Source organism: Leptospira koniambonensis (assembly GCF_004769555.1).
GTDB classification, from domain to species: Bacteria; Spirochaetota; Leptospiria; order Leptospirales; family Leptospiraceae; genus Leptospira_B; species Leptospira_B koniambonensis.
This window is the reverse complement of record NZ_RQFY01000011.1, coordinates 1-16,590: the sequence shown is the minus strand read 5'-3', so window position 1 is coordinate 16,590 and position 16,590 is coordinate 1. Positions and strand designations below refer to the sequence as shown.

Genomic DNA, 16,590 nt, shown 5'->3' with positions numbered 1-16,590 from the left:
AATGCTTAATATTCCAATATGTTTTTGTTGAATTAAATAGAAGATTAACTAACGATTAGGGCTAGGTGGAGTATAACCTACATGGACTACTGTACCGCGCTGAAAGCGTATCAGGATCTCTCGATCTGGTCTTGAACCTTCTGCAAATTTAGAAATAGGCCTATAATATAACCATTCTTCCATTCCTGGTGCCCAATTGTTCACGACTCTTTTTTCGTCCGGCTCACCTAGTTTGTTTTTTACATATAATTTATTTTGGCTCAGTAAAGAACGGATCAGCTCAGAACGTATAAAAATATTTACCGAGGCCTCTACAACATTTGGATCCGCATCTTTACCTAATAAACTTATGTCCGCGTCAGGAATAGATTTGAGTACGAATTCTTTACACTTTGCATCGTCTGCAAATGTTTCCATACATTCAGAATACAAACGTTTCGGGCTCTTAGATTCTCGATTCGTTTCAGGCGAAAAATACGCACACTGAAGAATAGAGAACAAAGAAAGAGTAAATACGAATACAAATGAGGATCTCATTTTCTTTTTCTCCTACTGGTTTTCCTTTCAGAAGAACCGCCGCCTCCGGAAGTCACTGGCATTGCTTCTGCAGCAGGATTTTTAGGCTTAGCCCCCTGCAATTCTTGGAAGCCTCCAGTAAGCTCTTGTCCTACTTTTTTATACTCTTTTTTCTCTTCAGGCAACTGAGTTTTTTCGGTAACTTCTACACGTACGAGGAAGCTAACGATCTCATATTTCATGTTCTCGATTGCTTGGTCAAATAATCTAAAACCTTGTAGTTTATATTCTACGAGAGGATTCTTTTCTCCGTAACCAACAGTCCAGATACCTTCTCTCAGATGGTCCATGGAATATAGATGTTCTTTCCAGCGATGATCTAGAATATCTAAGAAGATATTTCTTTCTAAAAGTTTCCAAACATCCCCGCCTATGCGGTCTGCCTTTTCTTGATAGAAACCTTGAGCAGCATTATTCAAAGAATCAAAAATAGCTAATTGAGGATTTTTGGATTTTTTAATTTCGTCTTGGTCTACTTTCCAAGGAAGTCCGAGTCCTTCGAACCATTCTTTTAAAACATCCCATTCCCAACCGTTAGGATTTCCACCTTCGCAGGTAGCAACTACTTGGGCTTCTATCATTTCTTCTAAGAAACTTTTTGCCTGACCGGTAACATCTCCGCCTTCCAGGACTTCGTTTCTCATCTTATAGATAACGATCCTTTGACGGTTCATCACATCATCATATTCCAAGAGGTGCTTACGAATATCGAAGTTATGACCTTCTACCCTTTTTTGCGCCCTGGCAATTGCGTTAGACACCATCGGGTGCTCAATCTCTTGTCCTTCCGGCATCTTGAGTCTTTCCATGATGCCCGAAATCCTATCGGATCCGAAAATCCTCATTAGATCATCTTGTAAGGAAAGGTAGAATCTACTAGAACCTGGATCTCCCTGACGACCGGAACGACCTCTAAGCTGGTTGTCTATCCTTCTCGCCTCATGTCTTTCTGTTCCTAAAATATGAAGACCGCCTGCTTCCAGAACCTCTTCATGGTTCTTTCTCCAGATCTTTGCGCTGGTTAAGATATCATTTGCTTTAGATTTTTTTGTTTGAGAATCTAATCTTTGAGAAACGGATTCTGCTCTTTCAAAATCTGCACGAACTACTGCTTCTTTAAATTCGCTGATTACAGGATCGGATTCTTTCCAAGATTCCAGACTTTCTTTAAATAACTGGGCCCCGCCTAAAACGATGTCAGTTCCCCTTCCTGCCATGTTCGTAGCAATTGTAACCGCTGCGGGTTTTCCCGCGTTTGCAATAATCTCTGCTTCTTTTTCGTGGAACTTAGCGTTAAGAACGTTATGTGCAATTCCAGCTTGAGCTAAAAGTCTAGCAAGGACCTCAGATTTTTCGATGGAGATCGTACCGACAAGAACAGGCTGTTTTTTATCTCTACAATCTTTGATCTCATTTAAGATAGCCGTGAACTTTTCTTTTTCAGTTCTATAAACTCTATCAGCCGCGTCCTTTCTTTGAACAGGAACGTTCGGAGGAATTACAATTACATCTAAATTATAGATCTTATGGAATTCTTCTGCTTCTGTATCAGCTGTTCCAGTCATACCTGAAAGTTTTTCGTATAATCTGAAATAGTTCTGGAAAGTGATACTTGCAAGAGTTTGGGATTCCCTTGCAATCGTAACTCCTTCCTTTGCTTCCAAAGCTTGGTGAAGTCCGTCAGAGTATCTCCTACCGGACATCAAACGCCCAGTGAACTCATCTACAATAATCACTTCTCCGTTTTGGACCACATAGTCCACGTCTCTTTGGAATATTTTATGAGCTTTTAATGCTTGGTGAACGTGATGAACTAAATCCACGTTTTGAGGAGCGTATAAGTTTTCGATCCCAAGGATCTCTTCGACATGGGCAACACCCTTTTCTGTCATCAGAGTGTTTTTGGCCTTCTCATCCTTCTCGTAATCTTCTCCCTCAACGAGTTTAGGAATGATCTTATCAATACGAGTATATTTGTCTGTGGATTCGTCAGAAGGACCCGAAATGATAAGTGGAGTTCTTGCTTCGTCGATCAAAATCGAGTCTACCTCATCCACGATCGCAAAGTAATGACTTCTTTGTACTTTATGATCAATATGAGAAACCATATTATCTCTCAGATAATCAAATCCATACTCGTTATTAGTTCCGTATGTGATATCAGAAGAATAAGCATTCTTACGATCATCATGTTCCATATCATGCTGGATGATCCCAACAGTTAAATCCAAGAAATCATAGATCGGCTTCATCCACAAAGCGTCCCTTCTTGCCAGGTAATCGTTCACTGTAACAACATGAACACCTTTACCGGCCAACGCATTTAGATAAACTGCAAGTGTAGAAGTTAGAGTTTTACCTTCTCCAGTTTTCATCTCGGAGATATTTCCCCAATGAAGAGAAATACCGCCCATCATCTGCACATCGAAATGGCGCATCCCTAATTTTCTTAAGGCTGCTTCTCTTACAGTAGCGAATGCTTCTGGAAGAATATCATCCAATGTCTCCCCTTTAGCGAGTCTCTCTTTGAACTTTCTAGTCTGAGAAGAAAGTTCAGAATCGTTTAGAGAGCGCATGGACTCTTCCAAAGAATTGATTTGGACTACAATCGGAGTGAGTCTTTTAAGATCTCTTTCGTATTTACTTCCGAATAGAACCCTGAGTAATTTCTGAATCATGTATGCACCATCAACCGTTTCAATTCAAAATAATAGTCCCGTAGTTCGGGACATTGGATAAAAATATTATAAATCCAAAATTCCTTCAAAGAGCGCTCTGCCTGCTCTTTCCATCTGAGACCTAAGATCTTCCGTTTCGGGTCCGGGAATCCATCCTGCTTTTTTAATAAACTCAGAATGTACATTCTTCCAAACGCCTAGCATATTTTCTGTTACTTCCAGATGACACTGTATACCGAATACTCGGTTCTCATATCCAAACATCTGGTTAGAATAAAAACTACCCTGTAACAAATGATCCGCACCTTTAGGGATCTCGAATACATCCTCATGTAAATGGAATGCAGGAAAAGAAGAAGTACCGCTCAATTTAGAAAATGCAGGATTAGAAGGATTCACCACTTTTACATCTGAGAACCCTACTTCTGGTCCCTTCTCCCCTTCGTAGACCTTAGCTCCTAAAACAGTTGCTAAAATTTGAGAACCCAAACAAATACCGATCACCTTCTTATCTTTCATAGATACCAGATGAGATGCAAGTTCCAGCCAAGGTTTGAAAAATTTATGCTGACTTGGGTCATGAACTGTTTGAGGTCCGCCTAAGAATACAACCAGATCAAACATTTGGTGAGCTGCAGGAACGATATGCACACGTTCATCATACGCGTTATGATAGGTAATCCTATAATTCCTAGCTTGCAAAGAATCTAATAGAGTTCCAGGACCTTCGCAGTCCTTGAACCGAACGATGAGACATCTCATGATTGCCCGGCCATTCTTTTGAAGAAGATCACTTTCATATTTTTAGGGATTTTATTTGGATCAGACTCTTCGCTGATAGCCCCGATAAAATTATAATATAAGATCAAAGGTTTTGTTTTGAATAGAAGTGTTTCAGGAGTTCCAGTTACGAGTCCATCTGTACGGACCACTTTGAATGGTGGCTTCATAATGATGACTGGAAGTTGTATCCCGAATTTTTTAACTTCTTCTTTCATCAGAATCGCAGCTTGTTTCATTTTTTGTTCTGTAGAAAGAGCTTCCGGATTATCAAAAAATACATCCGGGTCAACGACCATGTATAACTTGATATGCGGAGTTTTTTTCAGTTCTGCATTCAGATAATTTAAAACTGGAATTTCTTTTTCGCAAGGAGGACAATTCGGCCCGTATACATTCAATGCAATACGGTCTGCAGCGATATCCGATATTCGGATATTGTCTCCTTCCAAACTGATGCCTTCAAAATCTTGGACACCTAGATTGGATTGTTCTGACGGAGCACAAACTGTAAGAAGGCTCGTTATTAATAAAGGGATTAGGCGGAAGAAAATTCCCTTGGAAAAGGGAACACTAAGCCTGGAATCGGAGTTGGCCTGAGAATCCATGGGCGTTTACCAAAATCGGAGATTCTCCCCAGAATTCAAGGAATAAACGAAAGATATAAGGGATTGACAGAGAAGAGAAATTGAGAATGATGGTAGTTTCAAAGGCCTCTATCCCCTCTCAGGAATACAAAATGACCCAGAACCAGAATTCAGAATTCGATATTGTAACTTTGATTGAACTGGCCAAAAAAAACAAGTACGAAAGAGCCGTAGCCGGCTTCCAAATCCTGGATAGAATCGACAGACTCGAATTACCTAAAAAAATCAAAGGACGCAAACTTGCAGTCCAAGCGATGTTTGCACTCGCAAACGACGAAGTTCAGTATAAATACGTAACTAAAGAAGAAAGAGCTATCACTGAAGCAGAAGCTCAAGGCAACGGAGCCACGTATTCCCAATTCAACGGACTATTCGAAGCTCCTCAAGCACCAATCGCAGAAGAAGATATGGAAGAAGATTTCATTCCAGAAGAAGCTGCGAAACCTCTTATGGACATGGAAGATGGCGAAGAGGGAGAATCCTACGACGAAGAGGAAGATGATTCCGATGACGACGAGGATGAAGACGAAGAAGACAACGATGATGATGATGATTCCGACGACGATGAGGAAGAGGAAACAGAAAAAGAAGAGGATTAATCTATCTTCCAGCTTGTCCGGCAATCTGACGGTTCTAATAATTTGAAGGAGGAGAATTCCTCCTTCCATCTACATTCCACACAAAATCCAATCAAAGAGGGAGAGAGAATCTCCCTTTCTATTCCTTCTCCACTCCAAAAAGACGAATTCCTGGTAATCATTGGGATTGGCTGCGGGTATCATGCGATTTCTTATTTGAAATCTGTCGAAGATACTACAAAAATCCTACTCTTAGAACCATTTTCCGAACTAGAACCCTTAGTTGGAGCTGAACTTAAGGAAAAATTAGGCGGAGTTCCTGTATATTATGGTTGGGAGAAGTTTGAAAACTTAGATAGATCCGACTGGATGCCTTCTTCCACTAAGAACCTGCGAATATTCATTCACCCGAATTATTCCAGACGTTATCCTGAACTGAGCGAAAGGATGTTCTCCTTCTTCCAAAAAAAGGAATCTGTTTTTCAAAACAAACTCGCGAAGCAGGAATTCGGAAGACTATGGGTCAGAAACTTCTTCAAACATCTGAAAAAATCCTCAGAAAGTCCAGACTCGTATCGAATCTTAGGAAAAACTCTTTCGCCAAAGCCTGGAAGAATTGGATGTTTTGTAGGAGCTTCGCCAAATTTAGAATTTGAGATCGATTGGATCCGCCAAAATAAAGAAAAATTATTCTTACTTAGCTCAGACACTGCACTTGGATATTTATTAGAAAATGATATCCAACCACATGCCGTGCTTTCCATAGACAGCGGACTTGGAACATTCTACCATTTTCCGGAGTACATTCCTGAGAATATTCCAATCTTCACTTGGTTTGGAGGAGCTTGTAGGATCTTCGACCTCAAAAATCCAAAGATCATCTATCTTTCTACCCATCCATTGGATCAGATACTGGGAGCAAAATTTTATCCGAAAGCCCCAATCTTGGAAAATCCAACCTTAAACGTGGCAGGCCTTGCAGTTTCACTACTCCGATCCTTAGGAGCAGAATCCGTTCTATTGAAAGGATTTGGTTTCGAAAGAGAAGGAGGAAAAACTCACTGTAGATCCACAGGTTACGAAAGATACGATAGGTTTTTCATCAATCGCAAGAGAAGCTTATACAATTCGAGATATACACCTGAACCTCGATGGAGAACGAGAACGAGCGTCCTAGAAATATTACAAAAATGGAGTCCAATCCCGATTCTTTCGGAAATCGATTCTAAGGCTCGGGAATTCTCAGGTTGGGAAAATTCATTGGACAGTTATCCTTCTTCTTTTCCTGGCTCCGGACAGAACTGGAGAAAACTTTGTTCCGGAATTTCGGATCTTCCGAGTGAGATCCAGAACCTTCTTCCCAGAGAAACTAGGCTTTTAGACCCAAGAATCTAATTTTTCAGTCGAAGATCCTACAAGAAGAGGAATTCTACTACTTGACATTCAGAGAGAATTCTCTAAAACTCTCTAGTTCCGGGAAACCGGCCAACCTTTCGGTTTAGGATTATGAATAAAGGTTATATTATTTGTGTCGATGATGAAGTGTCGGTACTGGAGACTCTCCAGGAACAGCTTCATAATGAGTTCGGAAAAACTCACGAGATCGAAACCGCAAGAAGCGCTGAAGAGGCACTTGCCTTATTGGATGAGATCCAAGCTTCCGGTTATGTGATCGAAGTTATCATTACGGATCAAGTGATGCCCGGTATGAAAGGCGCCGATTTTCTGGAATCGGTCCATAAACGGTCTCCTGATTCGATCAAAATTCTGCTCACCGGTCAGGCCGGTTTGGATTCGGCCATCCATGCGATAAATTTCGGGGGATTGAGCAGATACGTGGAAAAACCATGGAACATAGAGGATCTAACAAAAGACATCCGATCTTTGATAGAAAAGTTCCGGCAGAACCTGGAGAATCAACATTTAGTCAATGAGCTTAACAGAAGAATTAAGGACCTCGAAGAAGAAAACCGCAAACTGCAGCAAACAGGCGAATAACCAGCTGAATCAGTCCGGTAAAATTTCCCTAGGAAACATTTACTCGTTCTCCCTAGTACTTTGTTTATTATCTTTCGGCTCCTTGGCCGCAAAAGAAGCTCCGCCTAAGCCTAAATATACGGAAGAACAGATCCGCAAAAAGAAAGAAGTTCTCTCTAAGGTCTTAAAATACGGAACCACAAAAGAAAGAGCAAGTGCTCTCAGAGAGCTAGAAGATTTTCCAAAAGAAGACGCAGGAGAATTGTACGACCAAGTCGGAGTGATCCTTTCCAAGGATCCGGATTGGTCCATGAAAATTTATGCTCTTAGAATTTCTGGGATCTTAAAACTTACACAATTCGAAGATAAGATCATCGCATTATTAAAACATGACCAACAAGACGTGCAGAAAGAAGCAGTTTATGTAGTCAAAAAGCTTAAATTCGATTCTGGAATTCCTGTTTTAACTGAATTACTCAAAAGCCAGGATTTTACCAAAAATTCGAATTTCCTCATCGCTCTCATTGAAACCTTGGCTGAATTTCCTCAGGCAAGCGAACCATTCTCTGTATTAGAAGCAAGATTCCAGGAGAAATTTAATGATCCAGAAATAAGAGCACAGATCGCTCTCTATTTCGGAAAAGTAAAAAAGTCCTCGATCGAGAATGTTCTGATCGCAACTGTAAAAGACGAAAAAGAACCGATCACACTTCGCGCTTATTCAGTAAACGCACTCGGAAAGATCAAATCGGAAGCTGCAATCACTCCACTTAGAGAACTTCTGGAAAAGATCCGCGCCTTAAAATCCAAGAACGATATCCAAGATTACCAAGCACTTAAGATACATACGATCACTGCTCTCGTTTCCTTAGGAGATAAGGAAATTATAGAAGAATTATATTCATTCGCAAGAGACGACGATGCAATGGTCCGACTTCGTGCCATCAAACATTTGGCAGAAACAGAAGATCCTGCGGTTATCGAAATTTTAGAATATAAGGCGCAAAGAGATCCTAGTGAAAAAGTAAAACGTGCTGCCCAAAATGCGTTAGACCAACTTCGCAAAAAACTAGATCCAAGTTTTGTTCCGGCAAGTGCAGAGACTAAACCAGCAAAAGATACGAGTACCAGAAAAGCTGGAGGTTCTAGTTCTTCTTCCAGAAGATCTAGAACAAGCGGCGGTGGTGGAGAAGGTTCCAATCCGGTTCCATTAAGCGGAGAAGGTAGCGGATCTTCTTCTGGAGGAAGCAGTGGTGGCGAATCCGGTTCAGGCGGCGGTGGTTCTTCCGGAGGAGGAAAACCTTCCGGCGGAGAATCTGAGGATCTGGAAAACGATTAATGAAACAATTCCTTCTCCTATCCGCAATCCTTTGTTTGATACCTACATCGGATGGGAGAAGATTGGATGCAGAACCTGCAGGAAATACTTATCGCGGGACAATCACTCTAAAAGAACCTAGAGCCCTCGACATAAAAGAATCTTTAACGGATTCTTCTCCTAATTATCCGGAAACAATCAAACTATATTACCAAGGCCTAAAGGAGAACTACGTAGTATTCTATGATTGGAACGGACATACATTATATTATAAATATAGAGATAATAAATTCGATAGAAGATTAAGAAAATATGTTTCTAAATTAGCTTCCGGTGCGCCTTACGAAGTCACAGGAGAATACCAAGGAGTATTCGTATTCGAAAACAAAACGATTCGAAGATTTAAGAAGAAGGGAGAAGATACACTCGCAGACAGAAAAGAAAAACAATCCATCCCAGTATTCCTACTAGTAAAATATAGAGAATTGATCTTAGAGGAAATCATCTTTTGATCCGTCTCCCCTTCTTCAAAATTTTTCCGTTCTTATTCATCCTTACGAGTATATCTTTAGATTCAGTTCCATTAGATCCAGACCAAAAAGTCTACCAACCGGGAGAAACATTCACAGAAGATTTTATTAAGATCGATTTCCCAGAAAAAGCACTGGTCCGCACCGAATCTAGAAACCGTTGGAGAGCAGTTCCTCTCAAAGACAGACCATGGCTTGTAATCTGGCGCAAACTGGACAGAGTCGGCGAAGAAACTCTTGGAACCAAGGTATTAGAAGCTGTGTTTCCAAACACAACACCTGAAAAATTCAGCATCTCCAGGACGGAGATACTACGTTGGTCCAAAGAGGACAATTCCGGTGGAAATCCACTCCAACTCTATTTCTTCCTGCTCCGAAAAGAAGATAAGGCTTACACATTCTATATCGCTTTTTACAAAGAACGCCAAGACCTGAAAGAATGGTTTTCTAATCCGAACCGTTACCTAAACGCTCAATAAAATCGACTTGCTAGGAGGCGTGGTTCTCAAAAAATGGAGCCTCCGGGCCTATAGCTCAGTTGGTTAGAGCAGCAGACTCATAATCTGCGGGTCGAAGGTTCAAGTCCTTCTGGGCCCACCATTTTTTTCCCATATTTCAATTTCAGTTAAATCGGCCCAGAAGGGCTTGAAGCTTTTGCACGAAAGTATTTGCAGCGACCCATAGGAAGCGTCGCAAATGCGCCGCGAGCCAGGATGGTGAAGCGAGTGCAAAAGACGCCGTGGAGCTTAGTCGAGCAGGATGTGAGACTGCGTAACGGCAAGTCCTTCTGGGCCCAACGTTTTTTTCCCATTTGCCGATACAGCAGATGCAGAATCTCCGGGTTGCAGGTGCAAAATCACTCAATGTAACTTATTTTTTCTTCGTAGCAATTATACCTGCTGAAGAAAAATCGCATTCGTCAAAAGTTGAATATGTAATATATGAACTGATTTTCAAAAGGACTCCGTAGGTCTGCAATACTGTCTCGCATTCGCCTATTTTAGCTTTTGTATAGAACTTGGAAGAATCCAAATCAATCACTGTTAAATTTATTAAAGTTGCATTAAGCACTTCTTCCGTAGTGCGATTTTCTAAATCCGATCCAGTCAACCCTTGCTCAGTAAATACTGCCTTGTAGGCTGCATAGTCTCCGATTTCAGCAGCTAATATTAACTTTTCCTTAGCTTCATTTCCGCGAAATGAATTTGGCTGCCCTATTTCTGAACATCTAATGAAAAAACTTAAAAACAATATAGCAGTAAGGATTCGCATTTTATACCTCAAATATTATCAAAAGAAGACAGAAAACGTAAAAGAGAGTCCTAAGCACATTAAATGAATAAGACTCTCCATACCAAAAGAGAAATATATTAATCTATTTGATATATTCTACTTTTTCTTATTTGTTTTTTTCTCAGCTACAACTTCTTTAACAGGAGTTCCTTCAACTTCTACACAGCTTAAGAAAAAATAATGATAAGATCTAGCTTTTACATCCACATCTTTTAAACCAGTTGATCCAGGTGCAGCAATTAAAGCATCTCGAACTGCTTCAGCTATACTGTTAGAATACCAACGTGAAGGAGAAAAGCCACAATCACGACCTACTACTCTTTCTCCACTACCAACTACTTCTAAATTAGCTGGAGCAACTACAGCATATCTATTGAACTGACCCCAGTTATAGGAGCAGTTTGCAGCAAGAGCAAAAGCGAATAGTAAAATGGAAAACTTAATTCCTCTTTTCATATTATTTCAAACTCCTTGCTTGTGCGCAATTCCCTGCTGTAAATTTAAGCCCAACTTTAGATAGGTCACCTTTACCTTTACTTTCTATGTTCTTATTCAGATCGTTCAGGACATTAGTTACCACGAAAGGACAATCCTCTCCAATAATTTCCTCGGATAGTTCAGCTGAATCATTTTGAGCTGGAACTACGTAACCGACACGACCAATCGTAAAGCAGCCTGTCATAAGAACTAAAGCTGTACTTAATATCAGAATTCTTTTCATTCTTTCCTCTGTTTTAAATTTTGCTAATTTTTGCGTGTAAATTCAGAGAGTCAATAACAACTAACTCTTTATAAATTCGAATTATCGAATATTTCAGTTAATAATCTCCTAAAATTAAAACATCTTCCACCGAATGCAGAAACAGAAACTAATGTTAAATTAGAAAAGCTGCACCGCCTATGGCCTCTGCTTAGGCCTTTAGCCCGGATCTCGTTTCTCACGCGGAGATTAAGAAAAACGATCTTCTATGTCCAATCCTTCATTCTCAGAATGATCTCTGCCAAAAAAAGTTATTTTATCTACGCAATAAACTAGTTTACTATTTTTTAATGCATACTCTGCACAGGGCGGTTTTTGGATCAGGACACTAAAGAATACTTTTGGTTTTATGGATTTACTAACTTTGCAGTCCCCAAAAAATATTGAATTGCTGTCGGAATCCCCTCTCGAACCACCGTAAAATGATCTCCAAAGATTATCTTGTAATCCACATCCAGTCCAGCTTTTCGCGCTTTCTCAAAAAAAACTTTCCCGCGAGATTCATAGTCATGTTTGCCATGTAATATAAGAAGGGGAATCTGTAAACTCTCTGCGTAAGAAAGTGGCGATCGGATCCCTACTTCCTTCGGGTTTTCCACATCAAAGGCCACAAAATATTCAAAGTCGCCGATCAAATATGATGTCTTAATATTCGGTTCCATCGCCGCGGCTTTTTTAAATGGAGAAGGCAACATCGCAGAAAACAAAGTTATAGAAGCACCTATGCTATGGCCACAAATGTAGATAGAATTAGAATCGACATAGGGTAAATCCGCCAAATATTTACCTGCGGCGATCGCATCCTCTACTTCACCGTATAAAAACTCAAAATCCCCTGCATTTCCATCTTCCGATCTCCATGAGGGATACAATACGATAAAACCCGCTTCTATAAACGGTTTAAGATCTGGCCAATCGCGATGGTCTTTTGAAAATCCTCCATGCGCATATACTACTGCTGGATGTTTTATATCGTCATTTGGAGTTTCACTCAACCAAGCTGACAGTTGTAAATTTCCAGATTGGTAATATACTTCCTTTGCTCCGGAAGGAACTATACTCTTGGAATATTGTAATTTTGCTTTAGGTTGGATTTTCTTAGATGAAAACTCCTCCCTTGCCTTAATATAATTTCCTGGATGGATCGGTGTTGATTCCAAGATCCGGATAGAATACGTTCGACAAGTCAATAGAAACAGAAAGATTCCAGCAATCCTTCCAATAAGTAAAACAATAGATTTCTTTTTTTCCATTTATTGATTAGCGTCCTCTCCCCACTCTTCTTCTGAAGGAGGTTTTAAAGCCCCATTACATTTTGGTCCACTGCAATGATGTTTACCATCCCATTCTCCCTCTTGTATATCATCCTTCCCATCTGGACCATTGCCAGGAAAAATAAGCTTACCATATCCATTCATATTTCCATCCACAAACATTCCTTCATAGCGTGCGTAAGGCTCTGGATCATTCCAATTCCCATTTTTATATAAACTAGTATTATCGTAGCGTATCTGAACACCATAGCCTTCATATCTTCCGTCTTTAAAACTACCAACATACTTTACATGATTGTTTGCATCATACTCCGTTCCTTGGCCGTTCCAGTTTCTATTTTTAAATTCACCACGATAATGTAGACCATTCCAATGGATCACAGAACCTTTTCCATTTTCGCAGTTCCCTTCGTAGCAAAGTCCTCCAATATAATAGGTCTTACCAAAGATCCCACTATACACTTTACCTGTTCTCATCGTTAAAGTCCCTTGACCATTTGGAACTCCTTTTTTGAATTCTCCTTCATACTTCCAAGGACAACTATCTAACTCTTCCTTAGGCCAAGGACTCGTTCGTAACTTCTCCCATTTACCATAACCATGGAAATTATCGTCTAAAAACTCACCCTCGTAGTTTTCCCCTTCGATTGACTTTGTGCGTTTTTCATACGTTCCCCTTCCCCAACGCAAGCCATCCCTAAACTCTCCTTTATAAATTGCATAACCGCGGAATTTATCTCCTTGTTCAGGACCAAAAAAATCTACTTTTTGCTCTCCATATCCGCTCTTGCATCCACCCTTTACACAGTATCTTGTCCCCATGCGAGGGGGAGAACATTGATTGCACATCATGGTAAACATACATAGAAACAGTAGCCAGTAGCTTTTATATGCGATTCTCATATCTTATTATCCTTTCTATTCTACTAGTGTACGGGAGCCCAACCATTATTTGGTCTTTCCATCCAGCTCGGAAGGGTCCAAGGAACGGATTCCGCTTTCTGATAATCCTTCGTGGAACCTGTAATTGCGTCCCTTCGTCCGTCGGCGATGTTATAGACATTACTGTCTAAATATTCGCTTACTTTCTCCCAGCTTTTACCTGCTTGCCACATTCTAATCATCTCTTTGGACGCGTCCAAAGCAGATGTAGTTCCTGGTGCCACATCAGGAGGCGCCTTATCCGGACCTCCGTGCAATGTACTATCCTGGTTCGTATAATCCTGGACTTGATAAATCTCACCCTTCTCGTTTCTAGCTACGTGCCCGAGAGCAAATGCATCCGTTACTGTATGTAATATTTCTCCCAGTATTTTTACTCTATCCAAATAACTTATATTAGGATCATTTGCCTTTTCATATAAGTTCTTTAGTCCATTCTTCATATCAGTAACTGCTTCTTCATTCGTTTGTCCTTTTTTCGATGCCATAGAATGTTTCCACTGATCTTCACCAAAATGTGACTTATATGTTTCTGTCCCATCTACAAGAAAACCGAGTCCCGCATGTTGTAAACCGATTACTAAAGCCGTAAAGAGTCCACTTGCTGGAACATCCGGATTACGGATACCTTCTTTCAAGGCATTGATCTCAGCTTCAGACATGTTCGATTCATAGCCTGCCGCAAGTGCTAATTGCTCATGGTTATCCAAAAATGGGGCCGGTTTTCCGAACCAACCATTTATGGTCCCCAATATACCTTCCATAAAACCAATTTGGTAATTATGCACAACCACACCATTCTCTCCTACCGCATATGTGTGGGTGTCTTCTACTTCAAGGTTATACACCTTCGTTGGTTCTACATGATATTGCCTCAATCCGGTGACCGGAACTCTTGAGCGATCATGAAGTAGTAATGTATCACCCACAGATAGATCTTTCACTTCTATCCACGCATTCTTATCTACTACCCAAAAAGGATGGTTCCCGGTAACCTGAAAGCTTTCTTCACCATTTACTTCTAAATCGAACAACTCAACTACATCATGAACGAATAACTCGCTCACTTCTTTATATTTATATTCTCCCGTTCGTTCATTCCAAGATAATACATGATCTCCCATTTTGATTTGATCGATCGCTTTATATCCTCCAGGCACATGAACAAGTGTCCCTGCTACAAAGCAGCTTTTCCTAGACCAATCCTTCGTAAACTGGTCCATTGAGCCAGCAAGTTCCTTATTCGTTATATTTACTCCATACGTCTCTTCATTTGACCTTCTCTCCCAATATCCACCCTCTGAGAAACCTGTTACATATTTTGCGGCATTTGTTACCGCATCTACTGTTCCATTCCATGCAGATTGAATGCCTTCACCTAACGCATTCAATTTTGGTTTAACTTTTTCAGTCCATTTCTCGCTTACATAATTTCCTACGTCTCCGTAAATCGTATGCCCTGTTGAGTCCCCCCAACCAAGCATATAACCGGCTCCATTCCAGAGAGACTGGGCACCAGACTTGATTCCATCCCAAGCGGATCCTACAATTCCAAGTGTTCCTTCCCACAATCCTAGGGATTCTTCTCTCAATTTAGACTGGTTCTTAACATGATCCTTATATTCCTCCTCAGTCATACCACCAAGAGAAAGAGCCTGTGCCTTACCAACATCACCAAAGAAATTCTTATTATAAACTGCATCGCCGCTGATCGAATCGTAAGTTAATGCTGTAGCTCCATTTGCATTTAAAGAAGTTGTGTAACCTTGCGATATATCATTATAAGATAATGTTCCAGTCATACCTGCAACAGATGGCGTAGTTACACTATACGTATTTCCACCAAAAGCAGTATGGCTGTAATCCAAACTTGACTGAGGTAGATATTTGTTCGTATTTTCAGAGAATCCGGCTGACTGCCCAAATCCTGCGTTCTTATCATAACTTAAGCCTAAGTTTAGTGCGGCGGCATAGTTGCCATTGGTTTTGGTGCCTAAACCGATACCAATACCGGCATCCACTCCGGTAAATCCGTTCTTATCAAACGACATTCCCACGTTACCTGTCAATCTACCGCTTGATCCTAACGTTGTTTGTAGTCCTATACTACCTGAAATATCTCCTGTCTTCGCATTCCAAGAAATACTTCCTCCAACTCCTATGCCAGCTTTACCGTAACCGCCACCTACACTTACTCCAAAGCCATCTTTATAACTGTAAGACATTTCATAAGATACTGCACCTGCAGTTAATCCTTGTAAGTAAGCATTACCTACGTTCGCTGCGCCAGCTACCGCACCTAAGACACCACCTTCGTATGCTCCTTGCACTGATTTATAAGCTGCGAATGCTATGAGGGACGCTCCCCCTGTAAACGGCGCACCTACAATCGCTGCTACTGCAGTAATTGCATCCACGACTTCTTTATTATCATGGTAGGCTTTAGAAACTGTATTCGAGAGTGCTTTTGTATCTACTACGTATCCTAACGGAGTAATTTGAACTGCAAAGGCTACCGTATCTCCTACGGCACTCGCAAATCCATCGCTCTTTAAGGATTCGCCCTCTGCCTTCATTTGGTCGTATTTCTCTTTTAATTTTAAAGGCGTATAGAATTGATTAAAGTGCCAATCTCCGAAGACTCCACCTTCTGTGGATCCAACTAAGTAGCCGGATGACATGGCACTCTGTTCCATCAGCTTCTTATCGGAAGCGCTAGCCATCATGTATTTTGGATCACTAAGTAAGCTTCTTAACGATCCCTGTGCCGCTTGCATAACTTTGGCCATGGCCATCGGATCTAAGGCTGCAATCTTCTCTTCTCTGTTTTCTTGGTTTACTGGATCGTAGGTCTTCTTGAAGTCCTTATCCAGTACGCTAATTGCAAGCTTAACCATTTGTTGGAGTTCTGCGGTGGATGGTCCTCCATCTGCGGCAAGCGCATTGAAATTACTTAAATCCCACTCTTTACCGTCGCTATCTTTTACTTTTGGTAATTGTTTAGGGCCTTCATATCCGTAGATTGTATAGTTTGGAAGGATCTGTTGTTGAGGTTGTCCGTCTGGTCCAACTGTTTGCCTAATAAGCAAATCCCCAACCGGCATAAAGCCATCTTGGATTACTTTTTGGACGAGTTGTTTTCCTAGATCCTTATTGGCGGCACCTATTGTTTCTTCATAGGTTTTTGGAATATTATAGAGGCTGTCCAAAGATTGTAATACTACAAGCTTCTGTGAC

The 16,590-nt window shown here is 40.8% G+C and carries 16 protein-coding genes and 1 tRNA gene; 7 read left to right on the top strand and 10 right to left on the bottom strand.

The window, feature by feature from the left end; all coding sequences use genetic code 11:
* Positions 1 to 48 precede the first annotated feature (48 nt).
* The 4 genes from EHQ52_RS17235 to EHQ52_RS17220 form a co-directional block, all read right to left on the bottom strand.
* A complete protein-coding gene (locus EHQ52_RS17235; RefSeq protein ID WP_135616415.1) occupies positions 49 to 537 on the bottom strand; it encodes a hypothetical protein in 489 nt (162 codons plus the stop codon).
* Positions 534 to 3,254 carry a preprotein translocase subunit SecA gene (secA, locus tag EHQ52_RS17230; protein ID WP_135616414.1) on the bottom strand — a complete coding sequence of 907 codons (2,721 nt, stop codon included), beginning with the start codon at positions 3,252 to 3,254 and terminating at the stop codon, positions 534 to 536. Before secA ends, EHQ52_RS17235 begins: the two co-directional genes overlap by 4 nt.
* 66 nt (positions 3,255 to 3,320) lie before the next feature.
* On the bottom strand, positions 3,321 to 4,016 hold the full coding sequence (locus EHQ52_RS17225) for a type 1 glutamine amidotransferase (protein ID WP_135616413.1): 696 nt from the start codon (positions 4,014 to 4,016) through the stop codon (positions 3,321 to 3,323).
* Complete coding sequence (locus EHQ52_RS17220) at positions 4,013 to 4,642, bottom strand: TlpA family protein disulfide reductase (protein WP_135616412.1); 630 nt, start codon at positions 4,640 to 4,642, stop codon at positions 4,013 to 4,015. Before EHQ52_RS17220 ends, EHQ52_RS17225 begins: the two co-directional genes overlap by 4 nt.
* 131 nt (positions 4,643 to 4,773) lie before the next feature.
* On the opposite strand from EHQ52_RS17220, the gene EHQ52_RS17215 reads away from it, so the two are divergent.
* The 7 genes from EHQ52_RS17215 to EHQ52_RS17185 all read left to right on the top strand — a co-directional run bounded on the left by EHQ52_RS17215 (position 4,774) and on the right by EHQ52_RS17185 (position 9,684).
* The gene (locus tag EHQ52_RS17215) at positions 4,774 to 5,280 is read left to right on the top strand and encodes a DNA primase (protein ID WP_135616411.1); all 507 of its coding nucleotides are present in this window, start codon (positions 4,774 to 4,776) and stop codon (positions 5,278 to 5,280) included.
* 42 nt (positions 5,281 to 5,322) lie between these two features.
* Complete coding sequence (locus EHQ52_RS17210) at positions 5,323 to 6,654, top strand: 6-hydroxymethylpterin diphosphokinase MptE-like protein (RefSeq protein WP_135616410.1); 1,332 nt, start codon at positions 5,323 to 5,325, stop codon at positions 6,652 to 6,654.
* Between the two features lie 111 nt (positions 6,655 to 6,765).
* Positions 6,766 to 7,257, top strand: a complete 492-nt coding sequence (locus tag EHQ52_RS17205; RefSeq protein ID WP_100725242.1) for a response regulator — start codon at positions 6,766 to 6,768, stop codon at positions 7,255 to 7,257.
* Positions 7,190 to 8,575, top strand: coding sequence for a HEAT repeat domain-containing protein (locus EHQ52_RS17200; protein WP_208653529.1), 1,386 nt, complete (start codon positions 7,190 to 7,192; stop codon positions 8,573 to 8,575). The genes EHQ52_RS17205 and EHQ52_RS17200 overlap by 68 nt, the downstream gene beginning before the upstream one ends.
* A complete protein-coding gene (locus EHQ52_RS17195) occupies positions 8,575 to 9,066 on the top strand; it encodes an LIC_11959 family protein (protein WP_135616409.1) in 492 nt (163 codons plus the stop codon). The genes EHQ52_RS17200 and EHQ52_RS17195 overlap by 1 nt, the downstream gene beginning before the upstream one ends.
* On the top strand, positions 9,063 to 9,563 hold the full coding sequence (locus tag EHQ52_RS17190; RefSeq protein WP_135616408.1) for a hypothetical protein: 501 nt from the start codon (positions 9,063 to 9,065) through the stop codon (positions 9,561 to 9,563). The genes EHQ52_RS17195 and EHQ52_RS17190 overlap by 4 nt, the downstream gene beginning before the upstream one ends.
* Positions 9,564 to 9,607: 44 nt before the next feature.
* A tRNA-Ile gene (locus EHQ52_RS17185) sits at positions 9,608 to 9,684 on the top strand.
* A 270-nt stretch (positions 9,685 to 9,954) separates the two neighbouring features.
* Here EHQ52_RS17185 and EHQ52_RS17180 read toward each other — a convergent pair.
* From EHQ52_RS17180 to EHQ52_RS20125, 6 genes are all read right to left on the bottom strand, one after another.
* A complete protein-coding gene (locus tag EHQ52_RS17180; protein WP_135616407.1) occupies positions 9,955 to 10,356 on the bottom strand; it encodes a TIGR04452 family lipoprotein in 402 nt (133 codons plus the stop codon).
* 117 nt (positions 10,357 to 10,473) lie between these two features.
* Positions 10,474 to 10,833 (bottom strand): hypothetical protein, encoded by a 360-nt coding sequence (locus tag EHQ52_RS17175; protein ID WP_135616406.1) that lies wholly within the window; start codon positions 10,831 to 10,833, stop codon positions 10,474 to 10,476.
* Between the two features lies 1 nt (position 10,834).
* A complete protein-coding gene (locus EHQ52_RS17170) occupies positions 10,835 to 11,098 on the bottom strand; it encodes a putative periplasmic lipoprotein (RefSeq protein WP_135616405.1) in 264 nt (87 codons plus the stop codon).
* 386 nt (positions 11,099 to 11,484) lie between these two features.
* Positions 11,485 to 12,132, bottom strand: a complete 648-nt coding sequence (locus EHQ52_RS17165) for an alpha/beta hydrolase family protein (protein ID WP_167492230.1) — start codon at positions 12,130 to 12,132, stop codon at positions 11,485 to 11,487.
* 258 nt (positions 12,133 to 12,390) lie between these two features.
* Positions 12,391 to 13,314, bottom strand: coding sequence for an MORN repeat-containing protein (locus tag EHQ52_RS17160; protein WP_135616403.1), 924 nt, complete (start codon positions 13,312 to 13,314; stop codon positions 12,391 to 12,393).
* A gap of 23 nt (positions 13,315 to 13,337) precedes the next feature.
* Positions 13,338 to 16,590 (bottom strand): polymorphic toxin-type HINT domain-containing protein (locus EHQ52_RS20125; protein ID WP_279638308.1); only part of this gene is annotated, 3,253 nt, incomplete at its 5' end.